The sequence below is a fragment of the Nocardioides sp. T5 genome (assembly GCF_048161455.1).
Lineage (GTDB): Bacteria > Actinomycetota > Actinomycetes > Propionibacteriales > Nocardioidaceae > Nocardioides.
In genome coordinates, this window is the sequence record NZ_CP182415.1 from 3,261,147 (window position 1) to 3,287,181 (window position 26,035).

At 70.9% G+C, this 26,035-nt stretch carries 24 protein-coding genes and 2 tRNA genes; 6 read left to right on the forward strand and 20 right to left on the reverse strand.

Annotated features, from left to right (window positions below; genetic code table 11):
- The first annotated feature begins 37 nt into the window (after nt 1-37).
- Nucleotides 38-2,701 carry a valine--tRNA ligase gene (gene valS / locus ACNKF0_RS15865; RefSeq protein ID WP_416953651.1) on the forward strand — a complete coding sequence of 888 codons (2,664 nt, stop codon included), beginning with the start codon at nt 38-40 and terminating at the stop codon, nt 2,699-2,701.
- A gap of 64 nt (nt 2,702-2,765) precedes the next feature.
- On the opposite strand, the gene ACNKF0_RS15870 is transcribed toward valS, so the two are convergent.
- The 5 genes from ACNKF0_RS15870 to ACNKF0_RS15890 all read right to left on the reverse strand — a co-directional run bounded on the left by ACNKF0_RS15870 (nt 2,766) and on the right by ACNKF0_RS15890 (nt 6,922).
- Nucleotides 2,766-3,587, reverse strand: coding sequence for a hypothetical protein (locus ACNKF0_RS15870; protein ID WP_416953653.1), 822 nt, complete (start codon nt 3,585-3,587; stop codon nt 2,766-2,768).
- Nucleotides 3,588-3,708: 121 nt separating this feature from the next.
- Nucleotides 3,709-4,989, reverse strand: coding sequence for an ATP-dependent Clp protease ATP-binding subunit ClpX (clpX, locus tag ACNKF0_RS15875; protein WP_416953655.1), 1,281 nt, complete (start codon nt 4,987-4,989; stop codon nt 3,709-3,711).
- 169 nt (nt 4,990-5,158) lie between these two features.
- The gene (locus ACNKF0_RS15880; protein ID WP_056908602.1) at nt 5,159-5,767 is read right to left on the reverse strand and encodes an ATP-dependent Clp protease proteolytic subunit; all 609 of its coding nucleotides are present in this window, start codon (nt 5,765-5,767) and stop codon (nt 5,159-5,161) included.
- A 5-nt stretch (nt 5,768-5,772) separates the two neighbouring features.
- A complete protein-coding gene (locus tag ACNKF0_RS15885) occupies nt 5,773-6,378 on the reverse strand; it encodes an ATP-dependent Clp protease proteolytic subunit (RefSeq protein WP_172260025.1) in 606 nt (201 codons plus the stop codon).
- A 118-nt stretch (nt 6,379-6,496) separates the two neighbouring features.
- On the reverse strand, nt 6,497-6,922 hold the full coding sequence (locus ACNKF0_RS15890; RefSeq protein ID WP_416953658.1) for a MarR family winged helix-turn-helix transcriptional regulator: 426 nt from the start codon (nt 6,920-6,922) through the stop codon (nt 6,497-6,499).
- 24 nt (nt 6,923-6,946) lie between these two features.
- Here ACNKF0_RS15890 and ACNKF0_RS15895 point away from each other — a divergent pair, with 24 nt between their 5' ends.
- Nucleotides 6,947-8,125, forward strand: a complete 1,179-nt coding sequence (locus ACNKF0_RS15895; RefSeq protein ID WP_416953660.1) for a phosphotransferase — start codon at nt 6,947-6,949, stop codon at nt 8,123-8,125.
- Nucleotides 8,126-8,180: 55 nt separating this feature from the next.
- Here the strand turns inward: ACNKF0_RS15895 and tig are convergent, their stop codons facing one another.
- The 6 genes from tig to ACNKF0_RS15925 form a co-directional block, all read right to left on the reverse strand.
- Complete coding sequence (gene tig, locus ACNKF0_RS15900; RefSeq protein ID WP_416953662.1) at nt 8,181-9,587, reverse strand: trigger factor; 1,407 nt, start codon at nt 9,585-9,587, stop codon at nt 8,181-8,183.
- A 180-nt stretch (nt 9,588-9,767) separates the two neighbouring features.
- Nucleotides 9,768-9,840: transfer RNA gene (locus ACNKF0_RS15905), tRNA-Pro, on the reverse strand.
- 45 nt (nt 9,841-9,885) lie between these two features.
- A tRNA-Gly gene (locus ACNKF0_RS15910) sits at nt 9,886-9,959 on the reverse strand.
- 75 nt (nt 9,960-10,034) lie between these two features.
- Nucleotides 10,035-11,090 carry a PP2C family protein-serine/threonine phosphatase gene (locus ACNKF0_RS15915; protein WP_416953664.1) on the reverse strand — a complete coding sequence of 352 codons (1,056 nt, stop codon included), beginning with the start codon at nt 11,088-11,090 and terminating at the stop codon, nt 10,035-10,037.
- Nucleotides 11,087-11,989, reverse strand: coding sequence for an Fpg/Nei family DNA glycosylase (locus ACNKF0_RS15920; RefSeq protein ID WP_416953666.1), 903 nt, complete (start codon nt 11,987-11,989; stop codon nt 11,087-11,089). Before ACNKF0_RS15920 ends, ACNKF0_RS15915 begins: the two co-directional genes overlap by 4 nt.
- Nucleotides 11,982-12,515, reverse strand: a complete 534-nt coding sequence (locus tag ACNKF0_RS15925; protein WP_416953668.1) for a ribose-5-phosphate isomerase — start codon at nt 12,513-12,515, stop codon at nt 11,982-11,984. The genes ACNKF0_RS15920 and ACNKF0_RS15925 overlap by 8 nt, the downstream gene beginning before the upstream one ends.
- Before the next feature lie 180 nt (nt 12,516-12,695).
- Here ACNKF0_RS15925 and ACNKF0_RS15930 point away from each other — a divergent pair, with 180 nt between their 5' ends.
- A complete protein-coding gene (locus tag ACNKF0_RS15930) occupies nt 12,696-14,036 on the forward strand; it encodes a DUF222 domain-containing protein (protein ID WP_416953670.1) in 1,341 nt (446 codons plus the stop codon).
- Here ACNKF0_RS15930 and ACNKF0_RS15935 read toward each other — a convergent pair.
- Both ACNKF0_RS15935 and ACNKF0_RS15940 read right to left on the reverse strand, forming a co-directional pair.
- Nucleotides 14,018-14,467: a GtrA family protein gene (locus ACNKF0_RS15935; RefSeq protein WP_416953672.1), complete on the reverse strand. Its 450-nt coding sequence runs from the start codon at nt 14,465-14,467 to the stop codon at nt 14,018-14,020. The genes ACNKF0_RS15930 and ACNKF0_RS15935 overlap by 19 nt on opposite strands.
- A gap of 71 nt (nt 14,468-14,538) precedes the next feature.
- The gene (locus ACNKF0_RS15940) at nt 14,539-15,174 is read right to left on the reverse strand and encodes an isochorismatase family protein (protein ID WP_416953674.1); all 636 of its coding nucleotides are present in this window, start codon (nt 15,172-15,174) and stop codon (nt 14,539-14,541) included.
- 124 nt (nt 15,175-15,298) lie between these two features.
- On the opposite strand from ACNKF0_RS15940, the gene ACNKF0_RS15945 reads away from it, so the two are divergent.
- A complete protein-coding gene (locus ACNKF0_RS15945) occupies nt 15,299-16,246 on the forward strand; it encodes a GlxA family transcriptional regulator (RefSeq protein ID WP_416953676.1) in 948 nt (315 codons plus the stop codon).
- Nucleotides 16,247-16,288: 42 nt separating this feature from the next.
- On the opposite strand, the gene ACNKF0_RS15950 is transcribed toward ACNKF0_RS15945, so the two are convergent.
- The 4 genes from ACNKF0_RS15950 to metG all read right to left on the reverse strand — a co-directional run bounded on the left by ACNKF0_RS15950 (nt 16,289) and on the right by metG (nt 20,241).
- On the reverse strand, nt 16,289-17,164 hold the full coding sequence (locus ACNKF0_RS15950) for an alpha/beta hydrolase (RefSeq protein ID WP_416958551.1): 876 nt from the start codon (nt 17,162-17,164) through the stop codon (nt 16,289-16,291).
- Nucleotides 17,164-17,805 (reverse strand): NADPH-dependent F420 reductase, encoded by a 642-nt coding sequence (locus tag ACNKF0_RS15955; protein ID WP_416953678.1) that lies wholly within the window; start codon nt 17,803-17,805, stop codon nt 17,164-17,166. Before ACNKF0_RS15955 ends, ACNKF0_RS15950 begins: the two co-directional genes overlap by 1 nt.
- Nucleotides 17,806-17,869: 64 nt before the next feature.
- A complete protein-coding gene (locus ACNKF0_RS15960) occupies nt 17,870-18,451 on the reverse strand; it encodes a hypothetical protein (RefSeq protein WP_299924914.1) in 582 nt (193 codons plus the stop codon).
- On the reverse strand, nt 18,448-20,241 hold the full coding sequence (gene metG / locus ACNKF0_RS15965; RefSeq protein WP_299924916.1) for a methionine--tRNA ligase: 1,794 nt from the start codon (nt 20,239-20,241) through the stop codon (nt 18,448-18,450). Before metG ends, ACNKF0_RS15960 begins: the two co-directional genes overlap by 4 nt.
- 100 nt (nt 20,242-20,341) lie before the next feature.
- On the opposite strand from metG, the gene ACNKF0_RS15970 reads away from it, so the two are divergent.
- Nucleotides 20,342-21,919: a cation:proton antiporter gene (locus ACNKF0_RS15970; RefSeq protein WP_416953681.1), complete on the forward strand. Its 1,578-nt coding sequence runs from the start codon at nt 20,342-20,344 to the stop codon at nt 21,917-21,919.
- Here the strand turns inward: ACNKF0_RS15970 and ACNKF0_RS15975 are convergent.
- Complete coding sequence (locus ACNKF0_RS15975) at nt 21,912-22,511, reverse strand: DsbA family protein (protein WP_299924922.1); 600 nt, start codon at nt 22,509-22,511, stop codon at nt 21,912-21,914. The genes ACNKF0_RS15970 and ACNKF0_RS15975 overlap by 8 nt on opposite strands.
- 60 nt (nt 22,512-22,571) lie before the next feature.
- Between ACNKF0_RS15975 and pepN the strand changes: the two genes are divergently transcribed.
- On the forward strand, nt 22,572-25,142 hold the full coding sequence (pepN, locus tag ACNKF0_RS15980) for an aminopeptidase N (protein ID WP_416953683.1): 2,571 nt from the start codon (nt 22,572-22,574) through the stop codon (nt 25,140-25,142).
- A gap of 116 nt (nt 25,143-25,258) precedes the next feature.
- Here the strand turns inward: pepN and ACNKF0_RS15985 are convergent, their stop codons facing one another.
- Both ACNKF0_RS15985 and ACNKF0_RS15990 read right to left on the reverse strand, forming a co-directional pair.
- Nucleotides 25,259-25,627, reverse strand: coding sequence for a DUF5130 family protein (locus ACNKF0_RS15985; RefSeq protein WP_416953685.1), 369 nt, complete (start codon nt 25,625-25,627; stop codon nt 25,259-25,261).
- 1 nt (nt 25,628) lies between these two features.
- Nucleotides 25,629-26,018, reverse strand: a complete 390-nt coding sequence (locus ACNKF0_RS15990) for a hypothetical protein (RefSeq protein ID WP_416953687.1) — start codon at nt 26,016-26,018, stop codon at nt 25,629-25,631.
- Nucleotides 26,019-26,035 lie beyond the last annotated feature (17 nt).

Consider the following 26,035-nt stretch of genomic DNA (forward strand, 5'->3'; position numbering starts at 1 on the left):
TTTTCACAGGCCGGAGGCCCGTCAATAGACTCGGCGCATGACTGACAACCCCAGCACCCAGGCCCCGGACACTGGTCCGACGACAGCGAGCACCGACCAGCGTGCCGTCGTCGTACCGGAGCGTCCGGCGCTCGAGGGTCTGGAGGACAAGTGGTCCCGGGCGTGGGCCGACAACGACACCTACGCCTTCGACCGCACCCAGCCGCGGGAGAACGTCTACTCGATCGACACTCCCCCGCCGACCGTCAGCGGCTCGCTCCACGTCGGCCACGTCTACTCCTACAGCCACACCGACCTCATCGCGCGCTACCAGCGCATGCAGGGCAAGGCCGTGTTCTACCCCATCGGCTGGGACGACAACGGCCTGCCGACCGAGCGCCGCGTGCAGAACTACTTCGGTGTCCGCTGCGACCCGACGCTGCCCTACGACCCCGACTTCACGCCGCCGGAGAAGCCGGACGCGAAGAAGCAGGTCCCGGTCAGCCGGCCCAACTTCATCGAGCTGTGCGAGCAGCTCGTCGTCGAGGACGAGAAGGCCTTCGAGGCGCTGTGGCGCCAGCTCGGGCTCTCGGTCCAGTGGAACCCGACCTACACGACGATCGGCGACCACTCGCGCACCGTCAGCCAGCGCGCCTTCCTGCGCAACTTCGCCCGCGGCGAGGCCTACCTCTCCGAGGCGCCGACCCTGTGGGACGTCACGTTCCAGACCGCCGTCGCGCAGGCCGAGCTCGAGGCGCGCGACTACCCGGGCGCCTACCACCGCGTCGCCTTCCACACGGTGCCGACCGACGGGGGGGCCGGCCGCCCGATCCACATCGAGACCACCCGGCCCGAGCTGATCCCGAGCGTCGTGGCGCTGATCGCGCACCCCGACGACGAGCGCTACCAGGACCTCTTCGGCACCACGGTCACCTCACCGGTCTTCGGTGTCGAGATCCCGGTCCTGGCCCACCACGCGGCCGAGCCCGACAAGGGCGCCGGCATCGCGATGTGCTGCACGTTCGGCGACCTCACCGACGTGATGTGGTGGCGCGAGCTCAGCCTCCCGGTCCGCACCGTCGTCGGTCGCGACGGGCGGTTGCTCCGCGAGACGCCCGAGTGGCTCAGTGCTGGTTCGGGTGGGGCCGAGGGCGCTGCGACGGCGTACGCCGAGATGGCCAGCAAGACCACGTTCAGCGCCCGCGAGGCGATGGTCGCCCTGCTGCGCGAGTCCGGCGACCTCGACGGCGAGCCGAAGCCGACCCAGCGCATGGCGAACTTCTACGAGAAGGGCGACAAGCCGCTCGAGATCGTCGCGACCCGCCAGTGGTACATCAAGAACGGCGGCAAGGACGCGGCGCTGCGCAAGGAGATGCTCGTCCGCGGCGAGGAGATCACCTGGATCCCCACGCACATGAAGCACCGCTACGACAACTGGGTCGGCGGCCTCAACGGCGACTGGCTGATCTCGCGCCAGCGGTTCTTCGGGATCCCCTTCCCGGTCTGGTACCCCCTCGACGCCGACGGCGAGCCCGACCACGACCACCCGCTGATGCCGAGCGAGGACCAGCTCCCGGTCGACCCGTCGACGCAGGCGCCCGAGGGCTACACCGAGGACCAGCGCGGCAAGCCGGGCGGATTCGTCGGCGACCCCGACGTCATGGACACGTGGGCGACGTCGTCGCTCACGCCCCAGATCGCGGGCGGGTGGGAGGTCGACGACGACCTGTTCTCCCGGGTCTTCCCCTACGACCTGGCCACCCAGGCGCACGACATCATCCGCACCTGGCTGTTCTCCCGCGTGGTCCGCGCCGACTTCGAGCACCAGGTCGTGCCGTGGTCGCACGCGATGATCTCCGGCTTCATCGTCGACCCGGACCGCAAGAAGATGTCGAAGTCCAAGGGCAACGTCGTGGTCCCGACCGACATCCTGGACAAGTACGGCGCCGACGCCGTCCGCTGGCGCGCCGCGATCGGCCGGCCCGGCCTGGACTCGCCCTTCGACGAGTCGCAGATGAAGGTCGGCCGCCGCTTGGCGATGAAGGTCCTCAACGCCTCGAAGTTCGTCCTCGGCAACGTCGGCGCCACCGAGCTCAGCCCGGCCGTGGTCAGCGCCCCGGTCGACTGCGCCCTGCTGGGCCGGCTCGAGGTGGTCGTCCGCAGGGCGACCGAGGCCTTCGACGCCTACGACTACACGACCGCGCTCGAGGTCACCGAGAAGTTCTTCTGGGAGTTCTGCGACGACTACCTCGAGCTGGTCAAGGAGCGGGCCTACGACGCCGAGGGCGGCGCCGGCACGGACTCCGCGCGCGCCACGCTCGCCATCGCGCTCCACGTCCAGCTGCGGCTGCTCGCGCCGTTCCTGCCCTACGCCACCGAGGAGGTCTGGTCGTGGTGGCAGGACGGCTCCATCCACCACGCCGCCTGGCCCACCGCGGCCGACCTCGGCTCGGCCGCTGCCTCGCAGCCGCTGGTGCTCGACGCCGTGGCCGCCGCCCTGACCGGCATCCGCGGCGCCAAGTCGCAGGCCAAGGCCAAGATGCGTGCCCCGCTCTCCCGCGTGGAGATCACCGGTCCGGCCTCGCTGGTGGAGGCCGCGCAGCAGGCGCAGGACGACCTCCGCGCGGTCGGCACCATCGTCGGCGACCTGGACTTCGTCACCGACGAGTCCACCACCGAGCTGCGGGTGACCGCCGCCGAGCTGGCGCCCACCGAGGCCTGAGACAGCCGAACCCCCTCACCCGCCGTACGACACGGTGGGTGAGGGGGTTCGTGCGTGAGGGGTGTCAGCCCTTCCCGTGGCCGTTGCCGTTGCCGTTGCCGTTGGTCTGGGCCGCCTGCTGCGCGGCCTGGGCTGCTGCTCGCTCTGCCTCGCGCTGGGCCTTGGCGGCGTCACGCTCAGCCTTCGCAGCGTCACGCTCGGCCGCACGCTGGGCCTTCTCGGCCTCCCGCTCCGCGGCACGCTGAGCCTTCTCGGCCTCCCGCTGCGCGGCACGCTGAGCCTTCTCGGCCTCCCGCTGCGCGGCACGCTGAGCCTTCTCGGCCTCCCGCTGCGCGGCACGCTGAGCCTTCTCGGCCTCCCGCTCCGCGGCACGCTGAGCCTTCTCGGCCTCCCGCTCCGCGGCACGCTGGGCCGCACGCTGGGCCTTCTCGGCCTCCCGCTCCGCGGCACGCTGGGCCTTCTCGGCCTCCCGCTCCGCGCCACGCTGGGCCCTCTCGGCCTCCCGCTCGGCGTCACGGTCCGCCGCCTCGGAGCTGTCGTCGTCGGAGCCGGCGGCGTCGGAGTCGTTCGGAGAGCTGCTGCGGGTGCCGGCGGCGTCGGAGGTCTCCGAGCCCGTGGCGCGGGACGTCTTCTCGGCGGCGGCAGCGACGACCGCTTCCAGCGGCTGGGCGCTCAGCTCGGCCGGGATCGCGACGGGCGCCTCCGGAACGGCGACCTCGGCGGGTGGGTCGACCGGGGTGCGCTCGACGGGCGCGGCGATGGGCTTGCCCGGGTGGACGAGGTCGCTGAGGCCGAACCCGCGCTCGACCGAGACCGACATCAGGACGGCACAGAGCACAGCGACGAGCGCGAAGCCGACGAGCGGTCGCTTCTGGTCAACCCCCACGGGGTCCCCTTCCCACATGCAGACGAGACGCCAGTCTCTCCGGACCATGACGCGTGTCCCGCGTCGATGGCCCGGAATAGCCCGAAATGACTAGACCGCCATGGTCATGTCGGGCCAGGGATCAGGCGGACTTCTTCTTGCGGCCCTCGGCCTCGCGGGGGATGAGGGTCGGGGCGACGTCGTCCTCGACGACCTCGCGGGTCACGATCACCTTGGCGACGTCGCCGCGCGAGGGGACGTCGTACATCACGTAGAGGAGGACCTCCTCGATGATCGCCCGCAGGCCGCGGGCGCCGGTGCCACGCTCGAGGGCCGCGTCGGCGATCGAGTCGATGGCCTCGTCGGTGAACTCGAGCTCGACGCCGTCGAGGTCGAAGAGCTTCTGGTACTGCTTGACGAGCGCGTTGCGCGGCTCGGTGAGGATCTGCACGAGCGCCTCGCGGTCGAGCTTGCTCACGCTGGCGATCAGTGGCAGGCGACCGATGAACTCGGGGATCAGGCCGAACTTGGTGAGGTCCTCGGGACGGACCTGCGCCAGCAGGTCGTCGGCCTCGCGCTCGGCGGCGCCACGCACCTCCGCGGTGAAGCCCAGCGACTTCTTGCCCACGCGCTGCTCGATGATCTGCTCGAGGCCCGCGAACGCGCCACCCACGATGAAGAGGATGTTGGTGGTGTCGATCTGGATGAACTCCTGGTGGGGGTGCTTGCGACCACCCTGCGGCGGGACCGACGCGGTGGTGCCCTCCAGCATCTTGAGCAGCGCCTGCTGCACGCCCTCGCCGGACACGTCACGCGTGATCGAGGGGTTCTCCGCCTTGCGGGCCACCTTGTCGATCTCGTCGATGTAGATGATGCCCGTCTCGGCCTTCTTGACGTCGTAGTCGGCGGCCTGGATGAGCTTGAGGAGGATGTTCTCCACGTCCTCACCGACGTAGCCGGCCTCGGTGAGCGCCGTGGCGTCGGCGATCGCGAAGGGGACGTTGAGCATCCGGGCGAGGGTCTGCGCGAGATAGGTCTTGCCGCAGCCCGTCGGCCCGATCACCAGGATGTTGGACTTGGCGACCTCGACGACGTCGTCCTTGGCCTTGCCGCTGACGGGCTGCAGCCCGGCCTGGACCCGCTTGTAGTGGTTGTAGACCGCGACGGCGAGGGACTTCTTGGCGTGCTCCTGGCCGATCACGTAGGAGTTGAGGAACTCGAAGATCTCACGAGGCTTCGGCAGCTCCTCGAGGCTCACCTCGGCGCCCTCGGCGAGCTCCTCCTCGATGATCTCGTTGCAGAGCTCGATGCACTCGTCGCAGATGTAGACGTTGGGGCCCGCGATGAGCTTCTTGACCTGCTTCTGGCTCTTGCCGCAGAAGTTGCACTTGAGCAGGTCGCCTCCGTCACCGATACGTGCCACGAGTCGTGTCCTCCAGTCTCGCCGGATGGGGGCTCCGGCACTCCACACCTTGCACAGCGCTGCTTACCAACGGGCCGTACGACGGTACCCCGCGCCGGCCCCGGACTGGGGCCGGACACGAGATGTCGCCGACCATCATTTCGAGTCTCTGCTCAGCCTCGGCCCACCCTCAGGCGAGGGCCGGGGCGCCCTTGCGGGACTCGATGACCGCGTCGATCAGGCCGTACTCCACGGCCTGCTCGGCGGTCAGGATCTTGTCGCGCTCGATGTCGCGACTGACCTGCTCGATGTCCTTGCCGCTGGACTCGGCGATCATCTTCTCCAGCAGCTCGCGCATGCGGAGGATCTCGTTGGCCTGGATCTCGATGTCGGAGGTCTGGCCGAACGTGCCCTCGGTGTAGGGCTGGTGGATCAGGATGCGGCTGTTGGGGAGCGCCATCCGCTTGCCCTTGGCTCCGGCACCCAGCAGGATCGCCGCCGCCGAGGCCGCCTGGCCCAGGCACACGGTCTGCACGTCGGGCTTGATGAACTTCATCGTGTCGTAGATCGCCGTCAGCGCCGTGAACGAGCCACCGGGGCTGTTGATGTAGATGCTGATGTCGGTGTCGGGGTTCATCGTCTCCAGGCACATCAGCTGGGCGATGACCGCATTGGCCACGTCGTCGCTGATCGGCGTGCCGAGGTAGATGATGCGCTCCTCGAACAGCTTGGCGTAGGGGTCGATGCGGCGGAAGCCGTAGGAGGTGCGCTCTTCCCACTGCGGGATGTAGTAGTTCATGGGGTTCAGTCCTTGGTCCGGGCCGGGCGGCCCTCGTCGGCGGCTTCGCGGGCACTGGTGATGACCTGGTCGACGAGGCCGTAGTCGACGGCCTGGTCGGCGGTGAACCACCGGTCACGGTCGGCGTCGGCCACGACCTGCTCGACGCTCTGGCCGGTGTGCTCGGCGATGAGGTCGAGCAGCACCTTCTTGATGTGCAGCGACTGCTGGGCCTGGATCTTGATGTCGGAGGCCGAGCCACCCATGCCCGAGGAGGGCTGGTGCATCATGATCCGGGCGTGGGGCAGGGCGTAGCGCTTGCCCTTGGTGCCGGCGCAGAGCAGGAACTGGCCCATCGAGGCCGCCAGGCCCATGCCCACGGTCGCCACGTCGTTGGGGATGTAGTTCATCGTGTCGTAGATCGCCATGCCGGCGTCGACCGAGCCGCCGGGGCTGTTGATGTGGAGGAAGATGTCGGCCTCCGGGTCCTCCGCGGAGAGCAGGAGGAGCTGCGCGCAGATCGCGTTGGCGTTCTGGTCGCGCACCTCCGAGCCGAGGAAGACGATGCGCTCACGGAGGAGGCGCTGGTAGATGTGGTCGTCGAGGCCATACATCCCACCGGCGCCGTTCATCTCGGGCGAGAGGGCTGGGCTGGAGTTCTGGTTCACGCTGGCGACACTAGCCGGAAGGACGGACACTTCCACGCGCTGACCCACCCTGTTCGCCCACAGCGGATTCAGCGCCGCACGCTCACCCGAGCGCGACCTCCTCCAGCACCTCGCGGAAGACCCGCCACCGCTCCGGGCCCACCTGCGCGGCCCACGCCTCGTCGCACGCCCTCAGCACAGCGGCCGAGCGAGCGAGGGCGTCGCGGCCGGCGTCGGTGAGGCGTACGACGCGGGCGCGGGCGTCGTGGTCGGCGACGGCCACGTCCACCATGCCGAGCGCCTCGAGCTGGCGGACGAACTGGCCGCACCCCTGGGTGGTCATCTCGGCGCACTCGGCCAGCTCGCTGATCGTCATCCCCTCCTGCGGCAGCCACTCCAGCACGCGCAGCTGGGAGGGCCGCAGCTCGGGCGCCTCGGCGGCCAGCCGCTCGCGCAGCCGCCCGAAGACCATCCCCATCAGCATGGGCAGGTGCGGACGGGCCGCAGGAAGCCTCTTGACGCCAGTCATGAAAGCAACTTACCTTCTAAGATCATGAAAGCAACTTTCACGCCTTCCGACGGGGTGGACCGGCGTGAGGTGCTCGGCGCCGACGACGTCACCGACGCGGAGCTCGAGGCGATGGTCGCCGACCTGTGGGGCGTGCCGACGGTGCGGCTGCGCGACTCCACGGCCGAGCCCGTCGCCTACGACGTCCCCTCGATCCTCACCGGCGCACGCACGTGGGTGCGCGGCCACGCCGACACCGGTGAGGACTCGGGCGCCACTGCTCGGGAGTTCACGCTGTTCGTCAAGCGGGTGCACAACTGGCGCCACTCCCCCGCCTTCGCCGGCGTACCTCCCGAGATCGGCGAGTGGGCGGCCGCCTCGCTCCCGTGGCGCGCCGAACCGCTCGTCTACGCCTCCGACCTGCGCGAGCGGCTCCCCGAGGGGCTGACGATGCCGCGCGGACTGCGGGTCGAGGAACGTCCCGACGAGACCGCGACGATCTGGATGGAGGCCGTCGCCGCCGACGACGTGGCCTGGGACTCCGACGACAGCGTCCGCGCCGCGCGCCTGCTGGGACGGCTCTCCGCCAGCCGGACGGTCGCGGACCTCGCCGCGATCGACCCGCAGCCCTGGCACGTCGAGAGCTTCGTCGCCGGCCGACTGGCCTACACCGTGCTCCCCGGCCTGCACGACGACGCCACGTGGCGCCACCCCGCCGTCGCCGCGCACTTCGGCGACGTCCGCGACGGGCTCCTGGCGGCAGCACGCCACCTCGACGTGCTCGCGCAGGAGTTCGCCTCCTCCCGCCACCTCGCCTCCCACGGCGACGCCTGCCCCAACAACCTGCTGCGTCGCGCGGACGACGCGGGATTCACGCTGATCGACTTCGGCTTCTGGCGACCCCAGCCGGTCGGCTTCGACCTGGCCCAGCTGCTGGTCGGTGACATCCAGGTCGGACGGCAGGACGCCGACGACCTGCCCGGGCGCGCGGCCGCGTGCCTGGCGTCGTACGCCGCCGGGCTCGCCGACGAGGGCCTCGACGTCTCGCCGGCGGAAGTGCGACGTGGCCACGCCGTGAGCCTGATGTTGTTCAACGGCCTGCCGAGCCTGCCGCTCGAGCGGCTCGACGACCCCGACGAGGCCGCGCTGGACCACTGGTCGCGGCAGCGCGCCGCGATCGCTCGCTACTCCCTCGACGTCCTGGCCAGCACCGAGCCCGGGTAGACGACGACCGGCGCCCACCCCGGGAGGGTGGACGCCGGTCGAGGAGCGGAGCCGGTCAGGCCTTCTCGGCCTCGTCGGACTCGTCGGCGCTCTCGTCCGTGCTCGTCTCGGTGCTCTCCTCGACGGGCTCTGCGCCGATGGTGCCGTCGGGGCGGAGGTTCTTGAGCTCGACCACGTTGCCCGACGCGTCCTTGACGGTCGCCGCCTCGACGATCGTGGCCAGCGCCTTGCCGCGCAGGATCTCCTGCACCAGCTCGGGGATGTGGTTGTGCTCGAACATGTGGTTCGCGAACTCCTGCGGGTCCTGCCCGGACTGCTGGGCGCGGCGCACGAGGTGCTCGGAGAGCTCGGCCTGGTCGATGCCGAACTCCTCCTTCTTGGCGATCTTGTCGAGGATGAACTGGGCGGCGACGGCGTCGCGGACCCGACGCTCGAGGTCGGCCTCGAACTCGTCCTGGGTCTGGCCCTCGTCCTCGAGGTACTTCTCCATGGTGATGCCGGCGAAGCCGAGCTGCTGCTCGACGTTCTGGCGGCGGGCGTTGAGCTCGTCGGTGACCATCACCTCGGGGAGCGGGATGGAGACCTTCTCCAGCAGGGCCTCGAGGACCGCGTCACGGGCGGCGGCGGCCTGCTCGAGGCGCTTGCCGCGACCCAGGCGCTCACGCACGTCGGCGGTGAGCTCCTCGGCGGTGTCGAACTCGGAGGCGAGCTGCGCGAACTCGTCGTCGTACTCCGGCAGCTGCTGCTCCTGCACGGCCGTGACCTTGACGGTCACCTGGACGGGCTCGCCGACCAGGTCGCCGCCGGCGAGCTCGGAGTCGAACGTCGCGTCGTCGCCGGCGGAGAGGCCGACGAGGGCCTCGTCGAGGCCGTCGATCATGCCGCCGCGGCCGACCTTGTAGGACATGCCGGTGACCTCGCCACCCTCGACGGTCTCGCCGTCCTTGGAAGCGACCAGGTCGATGGTGACGAAGTCGCCGTCGGCGGCCGCGCGCTCGACCGGGACGAGGGTGCCGAAGCGCTCACGCAGGGCCTCGACCTGCTCGTCGACGTCGGCATCGCTGATCTCGACGTCGTCGACGCTGGCCTCGAGGCCGTCGTAGGAGGGCAGCTCGAAGTCGGGCTTGACGTCGACCTCGGCGGTGAACTCGAGGGACTCGTTGTCCTCGAACTTCGTCACCTCGATCTCCGGCTGGGCCAGCGGCTCGAGGTCGTGCTCCTGCAGGGCGGCCATGTACTGCTGCGGGACGACGGCGTTGATCGCCTCGTCGAGGACCGGGCCGCGGCCGACCTGGCGGTCGATGACCGCCGGCGGGACCTTGCCGCGGCGGAAGCCCGGGACGTTGATCTGCTTCGCGATCTTCTGGTACGCCGCGTCGAGGCTCGGCTTGAGCTCCTCGAAGGGCACCTCGACGGTCAGCTTGGCCCGGGTGGGGCTCAAGGTCTCGACGGCGCTCTTCACAAATGTCTCCTGATGCTGAAGGTCTGTGGGTGGACCACACGGGGAAAGTGCGGCAGCGCCCGGACACGGAGCCCGGCGGCCGCAAACCTCGCCAGTCTATCGACGGCGCGCGCACAGGCCGAATCACGCCCGGAGGACCCCTCCACCGCGTGACGGGTGGGGTTGGAGTCGGCTGGTGGGTCGGGGCGACAGGACTCGAACCTGCGGTCTCCTGCTCCCAAAGCAGGCGCGCTAGCCACTACGCTACGCCCCGCCAAACGGGCCCGACGAGCTCCGGACGGAGACGTCACAGCCTGCTTGGAGCGGATGACGGGAATCGAACCCGCGTAGCCAGTTTGGAAGACTGGGGCTCTACCATTGAGCTACATCCGCGTGCGTGCCGACGACGTGGTCTCGCCGGTGCGGGTGTCATGGTGCCACACCCGCGAACGCGCGCTCCAACCCGGCTCAGCGCCGGTGCACCAGGAGCAGCGCTCGGTCGTCGTTGCGCGAGCCGAGGGCCTCGACGAGGCGCGTGGCGCCGCCCTCGAACTCGCCCCGCAGCAGCCGCTCGGCCTGGCCGAGCATCCGGTCGATGCCGAGCGCGATGTCACGGTTGCGGGTCTCGACCATGCCGTCGGTGTAGAGCAGTAGGGCGTCGCCGCGGCGCATCTCCCCCGAGACGGCGGGGAAGCTCGCCCCGTCGATGAGGCCCAGGATCGGCCCCTCCGACTCCAGCACCTCCCAGCGCCCGGACCCGGCGTGGCGCAGGGCCGCCGGGGGGTGGCCGGCGCTGCGGATGTCGTAGTGGCCGGTCGTCAGGTCGAGCGAGAGGTGGATCGCGGTGGCGAACCCCTCGTCCCAGTCCTGCTGGAGCAGGAACTGGTTGGCGCCGTCGAGGAACTCACTGGGCGGCAGGGCGCTCAGCAGCCCGCCCAGGGCGCCGCACAGCAGCAGGGCGCGGGTGCCGGCGCCCTGGCCCTTGCCGGAGACGTCGACGACGGCCACCTCGAGGCGGCCCTCGACCCGCGAGGCGACGACGAAGTCACCGGCGAACGGGGTGCCGCCGGCCGACCTCAGCTCGCTGGCGGCGTACCACTCCGCGGGCAGGTCGGGGATGCCTCCCTGGCGCAGGATCCGGTCGCGCAGGTCCACGAACATCATCTCGCCCTGGATGCCCGCCACGCCCAGGCGCGTGCGGCGGAACGACGACAGCAGCACCACGAACCCGAGGCCGAAGATGATGGCCACGGTGAGCGCGACCCGGAGGTCGATGTCCTCCTGGGTCGGCACGACCAGCGCCAGCACGAGCAGCACGAACACCACGAACCACGGCAGCTGCCGGGGACCGAGCACCAGGCTCGAGAGGACCAGCGGGACGAGCAGGCTGACGAGGGGCACGCTCGGGTCCAGCAGCCAGATGGCGAGCCCGATGAGCACCGTCGCCGCGACGAGCAGGACGAGGGTCCGCGAGCCGCGCGGGACGAGCCGGCTGGCGGCGGCGTTGAGCGATGGAGAACTCATCCCCGAGCCCCTCCTGCTCTCCCGGTCTCCTTGGTGGCAGATCGTACGGCCCGGGAGCGGAACTTCGGCTGGCATCGGGGACACCAGAACGTGTTGCGTCCGACGAGCTCACCCGTGCGCACGGTCGAGCCGCACACCAGGCACGGCTGCGACGTACGACGGTAGACGTAGACCTCGCCCCCGTGGTCGTCCTTGCGGGGCGGGCGCCCCATCGCCTCGGGCGTGTGCTCGGGACGCACCGTGTCGATCCGGCCGGTGCGCACGCCCTCGGCCATGAGCTCGACGAGGTCGGCCCACATCGCCCGCCACTGACCGCTGCGCAGGGTGTTGCCGGGGCGCAGCGGGTGGATGCGGTGCCGGAAGAGCACCTCGGCGCGGTAGACGTTGCCGACCCCCGCCAGCACCTTCTGGTCCATGAGTAGGTCGCCGATGGCCCGCGGGCTCGCCGAGATGCGGCGCCAGGCCCGGTCGGGGTCGGCGTCGGGGCGCAGCGGGTCGGGACCGAGCCGGCCCAGGATCTCCGCGCGCCGCCCGGCGCCGACGAGGTCGCAGACGATCGCGCCGCGCAGGTCGGCGTACGCCGTCGGACGGGCGTCGTCCGGGCCGTCCAGAGTGACCAGGCGCAACCGCACCGCTCCCACCGGCGCGGGCACCTCGGCGGCGCTCGCGTGCACGTCGAACTGACCGATCAGACCGAGGTGGACGTGGACGAAGCGCTCCCCCTCGAGCTCGAGGAACAGGTGCTTCCCGGCGGAGTCGGCACCGACCACGCGCGACCCGTCGAGCTGCTCGGCGTCGGCGGCGAAGCGGCCCTGCGGCGACGACACCCGGACCCTCCGCCCCGCGAAGGCGGCGCTGAGGTCGTCGGCCAGCTTGCGAAGGGTGTGTCCCTCAGGCATCCGCGTCGTCGGGGGACGCCTCGGAGCCGGGACCGCGCAGGGCCGACTCCGGCAGCGGAGGCAGCTCGCCCGACTCGTCGTAGGTGGTGAGCTGGCCGATGCGGCGCACGTGGCGCTCGTCCTCGGAGAAGGGCGTGGTCAGGAAGACCTCGACGAACCGGGTCATGTCGTCCACCGGGTGCATCCGGCCGCCGACCGAGACGACATTGGCGTCGTTGTGCTCGCGGGCCAGCGTCGCCGTCTCCTCCGACCAGGCCAGGGCGCACCGGATGCCCTCGACCTTGTTGGCCGCGATCTGCTCGCCGTTGCCGGATCCACCGATCACGACGCCCAGGCTGTCGAGGCCCTCGGCGCGGTCGGCCGCGACCCCCTCGGCCGCCCGGAGGCAGAAGCAGGGGTAGTCGTCGAGGGCGTCGTAGACGAACGGACCGTGGTCGATGGCCTCGTAGCCGTGGTCCACCAGCCAGGTCATCAGGTGGTCCTTCAGCTCGAGGCCGGCGTGGTCGGAGCCCAGGTGAACGCGCATGAGGAGGAGTTTGGCAGAGCCGGCCCGTGAGGATCGAGGCGGATGACCGGGGCCTGTGGACACGCCCGAGGCGCGGGCGTCGTCCGGGCGCCCGGCGCATCCACGATCATGCCCGCGCTCTTGACCTCCGACCCAAAACGGGAGACAATCGAACACACGTTCGATCACTCGGAGGGTTCGATGGCAGCTGGAGCAGAGCGGCAGGTGTGGCAGGCCGACGACCTGCACGCGCTGGCTGACCTCCTTGCCGACCTGGCGCCCGCCACGCTGGGGCCTGACCTGCTCGACCAGCTCGAAGGCCTGGAGCGGATCAAGTCAGCAGCCGCGGCCGCCGAGGCGATCGTGGCGGCCACCTTCGCCGATGCCGCCGACAGCGAGGACGCGCCGGGCGGCGGCCGGCGTACGCCCCAGCGCGCGATGTCGGTCGGCGCCGAGGTGGCGCTTGCCACCCTGGCCAGTCCCTACGCCGGCGAGCAGCGGGTGCTGCTGTCCCGCCGCCTGCGTGACCACCTCCCGCTGACGCTGGCAGCGTTGCGTCGGGGCGAGCTCACCGAGGACCGGGCGTTCGCTGTCGCGCGCGAGGTCGCCCACCTCGCCCCCGAGCAGCGCCTGCGCGTCGACGACGACCTGGCACCACGACTGGCCGGTCTCGGCGACATCCGTCTCCGCGACGCCGTGCGTCGGTCCTGCCTCACCCACGCCGCCGAGTCCGAGACCCGGCGTTGCCGGCGGGCACGCGCCGACCGGCGGGTCACCTCGCGCCGTCTCGACGACGGCACCGGCCAGCTCGTCGCCACCCTCCCCCTCGAGGTCCTGGCCGCGGTCCGCGCAGCCCTCGACAACGCAGCCGCGACCGCGCGAGCCGAGGGCGACGGCCGCACCGCCGGCCAGGTCCGCGCCGACACCCTCGCCGCGCGGATCACCGGCGACCAGAGCGTGAACGACGCCGTCGCGGTCCGCGTCAACCTCGTCATCGGAGTCGAGTCACTGTTCGGCGACGGCACCGAGCCCGGCCAGGTCACGGGAGCCGGACACCTCCCTGCCGCCCTGTGCATCGACCTGGTCCGCCGCGCCAGCCAGGCCGCGAAGGCCACCCTCCGGCGGCTCTTCGTCGCGCCCGCCGATCGGGCACTGGTCGCGATGGAGTCGACGAGCCGCCGCTTCGACGGGCTCCTCGCCGAGTTCCTCGACCTCCGCGACGGCGGCACGTGCCGCACCACCGGCTGCAACGCCGCCATCCGCCACCACGACCACGTCACCCCCGCCGCCGATGACGGCCCGACCGCCGCGCACAACGGCCAGGGCCTCTGCGAGCGCTGCAACTACGTCAAGGAGTCCCCCGGGTGGACCTCCTGGGTCGCCGACCCGGGAGACGCCCACCTCCACCAGGTCCACGGTGTCACCGAGCACCTCCGCATCACCCGCTCCACCTCACCACCACTCCCCGGAGGCCCCGCGGGTTCCGTCGGCTACTCGCCCTACGAGCTCCGGCTCGCCAGCAACTACACCCTGGCCTCGTAGTCCCGTCGGCCGATCATCGCCACACGAAACACGAAGAACCGCACCAACCCGGTGCCCAGGTTCGCCGCGATGAGGACGACCACCTCCTGCAGGCGCGAGGGCTGGGCGACAAGGGTGTCGAGCAGCCACAAGGAACCTGCCGTCACGGCCAGGCTGAAGCCCAGGAGGGCGAGCCCGAGCGCCTGGTGCCGCACGGTTCGGTCCGTGCCACGGACCCCGAAGGTGATGTAGCGATGCCCGAACGTTCCAGCGATCGTCGACAGGATGAGCGCGAGAGCGTTCGCCGGCTGCGCGCTGAGCTGCTCGCGGAGGACGAGGTAGAGCAGTCCGTAGAGCACGTTGAATGCAGCGCCCACGCTCGCGAAGACGACCAGCTGCACGAAGACCGGCCGCCGACGCGCCGTCGCGCCGGTCAGGACCTCAGCGCTCACCCGCGGCACCGACACTCATGAGGTGCGCGACACGGCATGGCGGACATCCTGCCCGAGCGCGAAGCCGTTCGTCAGCCGGCGAAGGCGGCGCGACCCTGCATGGCGGAAGTGCCGAGGTCAGACTTCACCAGGGCCTGACCGCTCTCGACGGCGTCGACCCAGGCGTCGGTGGTGGCGACGGCGGCGAAGTTGGACTGGAGCAGCACGAGCAGCGTGTCGTGCAGCTGCTCCGCCGAAACCTTGCCGGCCTCGTTGGCGAGGTGGATGGCACCGGTGGCGTCGGACAGGACCTCAGCTGCCAGCCCGAGCTCCTCGGCGGCGGCTGCTGTCGCGATGTCGCAGTTGTTGGTCATGAAGCCGACGATCGTGATCGTGTCCACTCCCTGCGCCGCGAGCCAGGCGGCGACGTCGGTGCCGGCGAACACGCTGGACTTGTCCTTGGTGACGCGCTTGTGCCCGGGCTGGACGCGGCTGGCGATGTCGGGGTGCAGCTCCCAGCTGGGTGAGCCCTGGGCGAACACGGGGGCACCCTCGGGCAGCTGGTGATGGACGACGACGACGGGCAGGTCCTGAGCCGCGGCGACGTCCATGGCCCGGGTCACGTGGGCGAGCGAGACCTCACGGTCCGGGTGCTGGACCTGGAGGATGCCGTCGAAGTACTCCTGCTGGACGTCGACGACGATGAGGGCGCGGCGGGGGGTGGTCATGGCGGGTCTGCCTCCTGGTGCTCGGGTCGGCGCCGCTCGTCGGCGCCTGTCCTCCTAGCCTCGCCGGCGAGCCGGGGGTAGCGTGAGTGGCACAGAAGACGCCTTTCGATGAGATCAGGACAGCATGCGCATCGCCGTGCACGCCTTCGACGGCATCACGATGTTCCACCTCTCCGTGCCGCTGCTCGTCTTCGGCGAGGTCACCCGGCAGGGCCTCGCCGACGGTTGGAGGGTGCAGGTGTGGACCGAGGACGGCCACGGCGTCCGGACCGTTGAGGGCCTACGGGTCGACGAGGTCAACGGTCCCGACGTCGTCGAGGAGGCGGACCTGGTGGTGTTCCCGTCGTGGCACACCGACTTCCGCCCGACCTCCGACGAGCTGTCCCGGTTGGTGGCACGGGCACACCAGCGCGGGGCACGTGTGGCCGGCCTGTGCCTCGGCGCGTTCCCTGTCGTCGACAGCGGCGTGGTGGGCGAGCGCACGGTCGTCACCCACTGGGCCGCCGCCTCCTCGCTGGAGGACCGCCGGGCGTCGACCACCGTCGACGCGTCCTCGCTCTACCTCGACCACGGCGACGTGCTCACCTCGGCCGGAACGGCCTCGGCCATCGACGCGTGCCTGCACGTGGTGCGCGCCGAGCTGGGGTCAGCCGCGGCGACGACCGTCGCACGCCACCTCGTGGTCGCTCCCCACCGCGAGGGAGGGCAGGCGCAGTACGTCGAGCGTCCGATCCCCGACCCGGAGAAGGGCGGCCAGCTCGGTCCGACGCTGGACTGGGCGTTGGCCAACCTCGACGCAGACCTCGATGTCGAGGCACTTGCCGGGCACGCCGGAATGAGCCGCCGCAACTTCAACCGACGCTTCTTCGAGGTCACCGGTGCCACGCCTGCGCGGTGGGTCCTTGCCCGCCGGCTCGACCGGGCGCGCGGACTCCTGGAGAACACCGACTGGTCGATCGAGCGCGTCGCTCGCGAGTGCGGTTTCGCCAGCACGGTCACCTTCAGGCAGAACTTCGCTTCTGCCTTCTCGACGACGCCCACGTCGTACCGCAAGCGGTTCGAGACCTCCTGATCGTCGATCGGACCGCAGCCACGATCGCCGGAGGCGACGGGCTCACGCAGTCGTGAGGTGCTGGTCGAGCCAGCCCGCGACCTGGCGCACCAGCGGCTCGGATGCGGTGAAGGTCGCGTGCCGCCAGAAGCCGTGGGTCTGGCCGAGGCAGCGGATGCCGACGACCTCGACGCCCGCCTCCGCGATCCGCCGGGCGAGCTCCTCCCCCTCGTCTCGGAGCGGGTCGGCCTCCGCCGTGGCGACGAAGGTCGGCGGCAGGGCGTGCAGCCGCGCGGAGAGCAGCGGGGCGAGGTCGGGGTCGTCGTAGTCGGCCTCGGTGCGGGCGTACTGCTCCCAGTACCAGGTCGCCTCCGCAGGTGCGAAGCCCGACGCGGCCCCCAGCTCCCAGGACGAGAAGGCGGTGCGCGGGTCGAGGAAGGGATAGATCAGCGCGACCGCGGCGAAGAAGCCCGGGTTGCGCAGGGCGGCGACGACGGCGAGGTTGGCGCCCGCCGAGTCGCCGTGGACGGCGTACGGCCCGGGCGGGCCCTCACGGCGCAGCCAGCCGACGACCGTGTCGAGGTCGTCGGGCGCAGCGGGGAACGGGTGCTCGGGCGGCTGGCGGTAGTCGACGCTCAGCACCGCCCGGCGGCCGCGGTTGGCCATGCGGCGGGAGATGCCGTCGTGGACGTCGATGTCGTTGAGCACGAACCCACCACCGTGGGCGTGGACGACCAGCCCCGGCAGCGGGTCGGCCGGGACGTAGAGCCGGCAGCGGACCCCGTCGGCGTCGACGTCCTCGACGGAGGCGACGTCCTCCCGCGGCTGGCGGAGGTTGACGCGTCGTACGTCCTCGCGGTGGGCGGCGAGGTCGAAGCCGGGCGCGCCGAGGTCGACGCCGGCGTCGGCCTCGAGGGCCGCGCGGACCTCGGGGTACATCACGACGGACGCACGATCTTGAGGTTGAAGTCCGCCGTCCCGAGGGCACCCATCAGCCGCAGCCACAGCGGCAGCCACATCTCCGTCCCCCGCGCGGTCTCGATGCCGCCGAGGTCGATCACGTCGCGGTGGCCGAGCTCGGTGAGCAGGCCGGTGACGAGCCGCTTCGCGTCGTCGTCGTCCCCGCTGACGAACACGCTGGTCGGCTCGGGCAGGCGGTCGGGGTGGACCATCAGCTCGGCCGTCAGCGTGTTGAGCGACTTGACCACGCGGGTGTCGGGGAACGCCCGCTGCAGCTGCTCGGCCAGGGAGTCGGTGTCCTTCACCGCGAGGGTCGGTGGGAAACCGGCGGAGAAGTCGAGCGGGTTGGAGACGTCGAGGAGGACGGCTCCGGCCAGGTCGCCGGCCTGCGTGAGCAGGTCGAGCGCAGCGGCACCGTTGCCGGCGTGCACGACGAGATCAGCCCCGGCGGTGGCCTCGGCGAACGTCATGAGCGGGACGCCCGGCAGGTCGGTCCACCCGTCGCGGGCGCGGGTGGCCGAGGGGTCGCGGGTGCCGAGGCGTACGCCGTGCCCGAGCTCCGCCAGTCGCGGGGCGATCGTGCGACCCACCATCCCGGTGCCGAGGACTGCGACCTGCATGACGACCTCCTGGGATGCGGGACGAAACGGGTCGGGTCAGGTGGGTGGGGTCAGGTGGGTGGGGTCAGCGCGCCATCAGCGCGTCGAGGGCGACGGCCACGGCGGCTGCCACCCGGAAGTCGACCCGCTGGTCGGGCACGGTGACGCGGTAGCGGTCGCCGAGGGACATCTTGCGCTCGACGGAGAAGAGCGGGCTGCCCGTCGGGTCGACGAAGTCGAAGTGGATCGGGATGAAGTCGAGCTCGGTGAATCGGCGCAGCAGCCCGGCGACCTGGTTGCGCTCGCGCCCGGTGCCGGTGAAGCCCGGGCCCTCGACGTGGAAGGTGGAGCGCATCAGCGAGGCGCCGAAGTCCTTCTTGAAGTAGCCGATCTGCGCGCCGGACTCGTCGGTGATGTCGTAGCCGGCGTTGAGGTCGAGCTTCTTGCGGGCCTTGAAGCCGAAGACCGCGCGCTGCTTGCCGGCGTCGGCGAAGAAGGTGACCTGCTCCTTGAACGCCATCCGCTTCTGCTCGGCGAGCGCCATCAGCCGGGTCGGGGTGCCGGACTCGTCGGACTCCGAGACCTCGTAGCGGTTGACCATCAAGGTGAGCTTCTGCTTCACCACGAAGTGCGGCAGGTACATCTCGGCAGCCGTCTCGGCACTCATCGCGAGAGCTCCTCCTCGACGACCGACGGGTCGAGCTTGGTGAAGACGGGCGTCGGCTTGTCGACCTTGGCCCCGACGACGACCGGTCGCGACTCCCAGGACGGCGTCGAGGTGTAGTCGCCGGTGATGACCGCGTACGAGGTGTGGCCGGCGCCGTTGCCGGGCTCGAGCTCCTCGACCTGCTCGATCCGCGGCATCGGCATGAGCTCGCCTTCGCCGCCGAGCACCGCGTGCACCTTGTTGGCCGAGTGCGGCAGGAACGGTGAGAGGAGCGTGTTGCAGTCGCTCACGCACTGGGCCGCGACGTGCAGCACGGTGCCGAGGCGCTCACGCTGCGAGTCGTCCTTCATCTTGTAGGGCTCGGTGACGGTGAGGTACTTGTTGACCTCGCCCACCACCCGCATCGCCTCGGCGATCGCGGCCCGCAGGCGGTGCTTCTCCACCAGGCCGCCGACGGTCGCGAAGCCGTCACGCACGGTCGCGAGCACCTGCTCGTCGACGTCCTCCAGGGGTCCGGCCGCCGGGATCTCGCCGAAGTTCTTGGCGATCATCGTCGCGGTGCGGTTGACCAGGTTGCCCCAGCCCGCGACGAGCTCGGAGTTGTTGCGGGTGACGAAGTCGGCCCAGGTGAAGGCGGCGTCGGACGTCTCGGGCCCGGCGGCACAGATGTAGTAGCGCAGCGGGTCGGGGCCGTAGCGGGCGAGGAAGTCACCGACGTAGATGACGTTGCCGCGGCTGGTGGAGAACTGGGTGTCGCCGAAGGTGAGGAACTCGCTGGAGACCACCTCGGTCGGCAGGTTGAGCGTGCCGTAGGCACCGGGCTCGCCGCCCCGGTCGCCCTCGCCGTTGTAGGCGAGCAGCTCGGCCGGCCAGATCTGGGAGTGGAAGACGATGTTGTCCTTGCCCATGAAGTAGTAGGTCAGGGCATCCGGGTCGTTCCACCACTCGCGCCACTTCTCGGGCTGACCCAGACGGCGGGACCACTCGATCGAGGCGGAGAGGTAGCCGATGACCGCGTCGAACCAGACGTAGAGCCGCTTGGTCGGCTGGTCCTCCCAGCCCGGGACCGGGATGCCCCAGTCGATGTCGCGGGTCATCGCCCGCGGCCGGATCTCCTTGAGGATGTTCTGGCTGAACTTGATGACGTTGGGGCGCCACAGGCCGGTCGCCTCGCGCTGGTCGAGCCACTCCCCCAGGGCGCCCGCGAGCGCCGGCAGGTCGAGGAACCAGTGCTGCGTGTCCTTGAACTCCGGCGTCTCCCCGTTGATCTTCGAACGCGGGTCGATCAGGTCGGTCGGGTCGAGCTGGTTGCCGCAGTTGTCGCACTGGTCACCGCGCGCTGCGGCGTACTTGCAGATGGGGCACGTCCCCTCGATGTAGCGGTCGGGGAGGGTGCGGCCCGTGGAGGGACTGATCGCCGTCTTCGTCGTCTGCTCGACCATGTAGCCGTTGCGGCGGCAGGTCTCGAACATCTCCTGCACCACCGCGTAGTGGTTGCCGGTGGTGGTGCGGGTGAAGAGGTCGTAGGAGAGGCCGAGGCCGCACAGGTCGTCGACGATCACCTGGTTGTACTTGTCGACCAGCTCGCGGGCGGGCACGCCCTCGTTGTCGGCCAGCACCAGGATCGGCGTGCCGTGCTCGTCGGTGCCGCTGACCATCAGGACGTCGTGCCCCGCCATCCGCATGAACCGGCTGAACACGTCGGAGGGCACGCCGAAACCGGCGACGTGGCCGATGTGGCGCGGGCCGTTGGTGTACGGCCAGGCGACGGCAGACAGGACACGAGTCATGGGCGCAAGCCTAGTGACCGGTCGCGACCCGGTTTCGAGCCGGTACGACCCGGGTCGGCCGACGGCCTAGGGTGGCGCCGACCCGACGGTGGGAGGTGACGTGTCGATCGACCTGGTGCTCATGCTGTCCCTGGCCGTCGGCGGCGGCCTGCTGGCCCACGCGGTGCGGCTGCCGCCGATGGTCGGCTTCCTGGCGGCGGGCTTCGCCCTGGCCGCCATGGGTGTCGACGGCACGCCCGCTCTGGACGCGGTGGCGGACGTCGGCGTGATGCTGCTGCTGTTCGCCATCGGCCTCAAGCTGGACGTCCGGGTGCTCGGCCGACGCGAGGTGCTGGGTGTCAGCCTGGTGCACGCCCTCCTGAGCACCGTGCTGGCGCTGACCGTGCTGGCGGCCGCAGGCGCCGTCGGCGTCGGCCTGCTCGCGGGGGCGGAGCGCACCGACCTGGTCCTCGTGGCCGTGGCCCTGTCGTTCTCCAGCACGGTGGTCGCAGTGAAGCTGCTGGAGGAGCAGAACGCCACACGCTCGCTCCACGGGCGCACCACGATCGGGATCCTGGTGGTGCAGGACCTCGTCGCGGTCGTCCTCATGGCAGCGGTCGGCGGCGAGGCACCGCACTGGTGGGCGCCCGCCCTGCTCCTCCTCGTGCCTGCCTCGTGGCCGGCGCGGCGGCTGCTGACCCGGCTCGAGCACGGCGAGCTGCTTGCCCTCGTCGGGGTGACGCTCGCGGTGGTCCCCGGCTACGCCCTCTTCGATGCGGCCGGCCTCGAGGGCGACGTGGGCGCCCTGGCGATCGGGCTGCTGCTGGCCTCGTCCCCGCGCGCCGAGGAGCTGGCCAAGTCCATCTTCTCGGTCAAGGAGCTTCTCCTCGTCGCGTTCTTCCTGTCCGTCGGTCTGCACGGCGCCCCCGACCCCTCCAGCATCGTGCTCGCCCTGGCGCTGGTGGCGCTGGTCCCCCTCAAGACGGTCCTGTACGCGGTGCTGCTGCGCGCCTCCGGCTTCCGGATGCGCACCGCGACCCGCTCGGCCCTCTCCCTCGCCAGCCTCTCCGAGTTCGCGCTCATCGTCGTCGTGGCGGGCGTCGGCGCGGCCAACCTCGAGCCCGACTGGCTGGTCGTGATCTCGACCGCGGTCGCCATCAGCTTCGTCGTCACGACCGTGGCGAGCGCCGCCGTCGACCGCGTGTCGTCCGAGGTGTCCGGACGGGTGCCGGATCCCGTCCGGCTCCATCCCGAGGAACGACCCGTCGACCTCCGGCACGCCGACGCGCTCGTGCTCGGCATGGGGCGCCTCGGCCGAGCAGCGAGCCGGCGGCTCGTCGACGCGTACGGCCTGCGCGTCACCGGTGTCGACTCCGACGCAACGCGGGTGGACGACCTGCGCGCCGAAGGTCTTCACGTCGTCGAGGGGGACGCCACCGACCCCCTCTTCTGGGCACGCGTCAGGGACGAGGGCACCGTACGGCTCGTCGTCCTGGCGATGCCCTTCCACGGCAGCAACCTCGCGTCACTGGAGCAGCTGCAGCGCAGCGGCTTCGCCGGATCGGTCACAGCGGTGACGCGCTACGACGAGGAGATCCACGAGCTGGTGGAGCGCGCGGCCGTCGTCGGGCTGTACGACGCGGCGGGGGCGGAGCTGGCCGACCGTGCGGTGCGCACGGCCGGCCCCGGGCTCAGCTGAAGTCGAGGTCTCCCGTGCGCGAGCGCTTCAGCTCGTAGAAGTAGGGGAACTTCGCGACGGCGACCGCACCGTCCCAGAGCTCGCCGGCCTCCTCGCCGCGCGGGATCTTCGACAGCACCGGCCCGAAGAACGCCGAGCCGTTGATGTGGATGGTCGGCGTGCCGACGTCGTCGCCGACGGGGTCCATGCCTTCGTGGTGACTCTTCGCCACGGCGTCGTCGAGGGACGCGTCGTCCCACGCCTCGATCAGGTCGGCGGGCAGGCCCACGTCTGCCAGCGAAGCGGCGATCGTCTCCTCCGACAGCTCCTCACCGTTGTTGTGGCGGCGCGTGCCGATGGCGGTGTACCAGTCGCCGAGGGTCGCGTTGTCGTAGAGCTCGGCGATCTTGATCGCGACGCGCACCGGCTTCTCGGTGCCCTGGAGCATCTCGCGGTAGTCGGCGGGGATGTCCTTGTCCTTGTTGAGGTAGGCCAGAGACATCACGTGCCACTGCACGTCGATGTCGCGGACCTGCTCGACCTCGCGGATCCAGCGCGAGGTGATCCAGGCGAACGGGCAGAGCGGGTCGAACCAGAGGTCAGCAGTAGCCATGTCACCCACAAGTGCCGCTCCAACTCTGGTATTCCACGACCTCGGTGGCAGGATGCCCGCATGCCTGGAACCAACCTCACCCGGGACGAGGCCGCCACCCGCGCCGCCCTCCTGGACGTCACGGCGTACACCGTCGACCTGGACCTGACGTCAGCCACCCAGCCGCAGGAGACCACCTTCGTCTCCACCACCACGCTCGAGTTCACCTGCCGCGAGCCAGGCGCGAGCACCTTCGCCGACCTGGTCGCCCCCAGCGTCCGCGAGATCACGCTCAACGGCCGCACGCTCGACCCCGCCACGGCGTACGCCGACAGCCGCATCGCACTCGACGGCCTCGAGGCGACCAACACGCTCGTCGTGACCGCCGACTGCGCCTACTCCAACACCGGCGAGGGCCTGCACCGCTTCGTCGACCCGGCCGACGACAAGGTCTACCTCTACAGCCAGTTCGAGGTGCCCGACGCCCGCCGCGTCTTCACCACCTTCGAGCAGCCCGACCTCAAGGCCGTCTTCACCTTCAACGTCACCGCTCCCTCGCACTGGGTCGTGGTCTCCAACGCCGCGACGCCGGAGCCTGTCGAGGCCGAGCAGAGCGGCGCGTCGACCTGGCACTTCCCGACCACCAAGCGGATGTCGACCTACATCACCGCGATCGTCGCCGGCGAGTACCACGGCGAGTTCGACACCTACGAGGGCAAGTTCGGCACGATCCCCCTCGGCCACTACTGCCGCCAGTCGCTCAAGGAGCACATGGACACGGCCGAGCTGGTCAAGCTCACCAAGCAGAGCTTCGAGTGGTTCGAGGAGCAGTTCGACTACCCCTACCCGTTCGGCAAGTACGACCAGCTCTACGTCCCCGAGTACAACGCCGGGGCGATGGAGAACGCCGGCTGCGTGACGCTGCGCGACGAGTACCTCCCCCGCAGCCGCCAGCCGCGCTCGTTCTTCGAGTTCCGCGCCTCGGTCATCACCCACGAGATGGCCCACATGTGGTTCGGCGACCTGGTCACCATGAAGTGGTGGGACGACCTCTGGCTCAACGAGTCGTTCGCGGAGTGGGCCTGCTACTGGTGCGAGGCCAACGCCACCGAGTTCGACGACGCGTGGACCGGCTTCGCCAACGCCCGCAAGCAGACCGGCTACCGCGCCGACCAGCTGCCCTCGACCCACCCGATCGCGGCCGACAACGTCGACCTGCACGCGGTCGAGGTCAACTTCGACATGATCACCTACGCCAAGGGCGCCTCGGTGCTCAAGCAGCTCGTCGCGTGGGTCGGCATCGAGCCCTTCCTCGAGGGCCTGCGCGCCTACTTCAAGGAGTGGGAGTACGGCAACCCGGAGTTCAAGGACCTCCTCATGACCCTGGAGAAGTCCTCGGGCCGTGAGCTGCAGGGCTGGGCGCAGGAGTGGCTCCAGACCGCGGGCGTCAACACCCTCGCCCCCGCGTTCGAGCTCGACGGCGAGGGCGCGTACTCGTCGTTCTCCGTCGAGCAGTCGGCCCACGAGGACTGGCCGACCCTGCGTCGTCACCGCCTCGGCATCGGCCTCTACGACACGGTGTCCGACGGGAGCGGGAGCAGCCGGCTCGTCCGCCGCGACTACCTCGAGATCGACGTCGAGGGCCCGAGCACCGACGTGCCCGAGCTCGTCGGCGTGAAGCAGCCCGCGCTGCTGCTCCTCAACGACGAGGACCACGCCTACGCGAAGATCCGCCTCGACGAGCGGTCGCTGTCGACCGCGATCGAGTCGCTCTCCACCTTCGAGGACTCGCTGCCGCGGGCGCTCGTGTGGGGTGCCGCCTGGGACATGACCCGTGACGCCGAGATGCGCACCCGTGACTGGGCCGACCTGGTGCTCGCCAACATCGGCCAGGAGACCGACGCCTGGGCCGTGACCCGGATCCCGGCGTCCACCGCGCTCGCGATCAACTTCTACTCCGACCCCGCGCACCGGTCCGAGCTCAAGGCGACCTGGGAGACGGGCCTGCGCGAGCTGCTGCTCGGCGCCGAGCCCGGCAGCGACCACCAGCTCACCTTCGCCCGGTCCTACGCCGGTGCCGCCCACAGCGACGCCGCGCTCGACGACCTCATCGGCCTGCTCGACGGGTCGTTCACGGTCGAGGGCCTCGCCATCGACCAGGACATGCGCTGGGTGCTGATCACGGCACTGGCCAAGCAGGGTCGTTTCGGCGACGCGGAGATCGACGCCGAGCTCGAGGTCGACAAGACCATCTCGGGCAAGGAGCAGGCGGCCGCCGCTCGCGCCGCCCAGCCGACCGCGGAGGCCAAGGCCGCGGCGTGGGACGCGCTCGTCGATCCCTCGACGCCCAACGAGACGTCGCGCGAGATCGCGTTCTCGATCTTCCGCTTCGGCCAGGAGGACGTGCTGGAGCCCTACCTGGAGAAGTTCCTCGAGGCGTCGCAGACGCTCGTCGACACGCTGGGCTTCCACAAGGCCTCGACCATCCTGGAGTACGGCTTCCCCCGCCCGCTCGGCTCCGAGGCCACCCTCCGCCGCCTCGACGAGTGGCTCACCGACAGCACCGCGCCCATGCAGGCGCAGCGCTACGTCGGCGAGGCGCGCGCGGAGATCGCCCGCGCACTGGCGGCGCAGCAGCACGACGCCCGCTGACCGGGCGCTTCCTGCCCGTCCGACGCACTGACCGGGCGCTTCCTGCCACCAACACGGACAGGAAGCGCCCGGTCGGCGTTCGTGACGGGCAGGAACTGCCCGGTCACGTGTAGTGGTCAGGCGTGGAGGGTGTTCTGCGGCCGGGCGTGCTCGGCGAGCATGGCGATGCCGCGCTGGAGCCCGACCAGCACGTTGCCGGTGGCGAACTCCGACGACATCGCCAGGACGGCGAGCTCGACCTCGGCGTCGCTGAGGTGGCGGCGTACGTCACCGCCGGTGACGACCTCGACGACACGGCGACGCGGGTCGACCAGCACCAGCACGCTGCGGGCGGGCACCACGAGCCGGTTGTGGAGACGGGTCGCCCAGGCGCGGGTGTCGTCACCCTCGACGGGGCCGACGTAGACGGAGAACTCGAACCGGCAGGTCTGCTCCGCGAGACGGATCGTCTTGTCGAGGGCCAGCCGGTCGGTCTCGCTCAGCACCTCACCAGCGGCCACTTGCGCCACCCGCCCGCGAGTCGTCACCGTCGGGCGCGGGCAGCTCGGCGACGCCCTGGCGGGGTCCGCCGATCCACTGGGCCTCGCCGGCCGAGTGGTCGGGCAGGAGCTTCTCGCCGCGGACCATGGCGGGCAGGTAGACCGCCAGGGCGATCAGCGCGAAGAGCAGGAGCGGGGCACCGAGGAAGATGCCGAGGGAGTGGAGCACGTCGAGGCCGGACTGCTCGGTCTGGCCTCCCCAGCCCTCGGGGACGTCGGCGTGGGCCGGGGTCGCGAGGAGCGCGAGCAGGGCGCCGCCGGTGAGGGCCGTGGCGCGTCGCGCCCGGCGGGTGCGCGTGCTGCGGGACGAGCGGACGGGGCTGACGTGCGTGGTCACGGGCAACAGGGTATCGC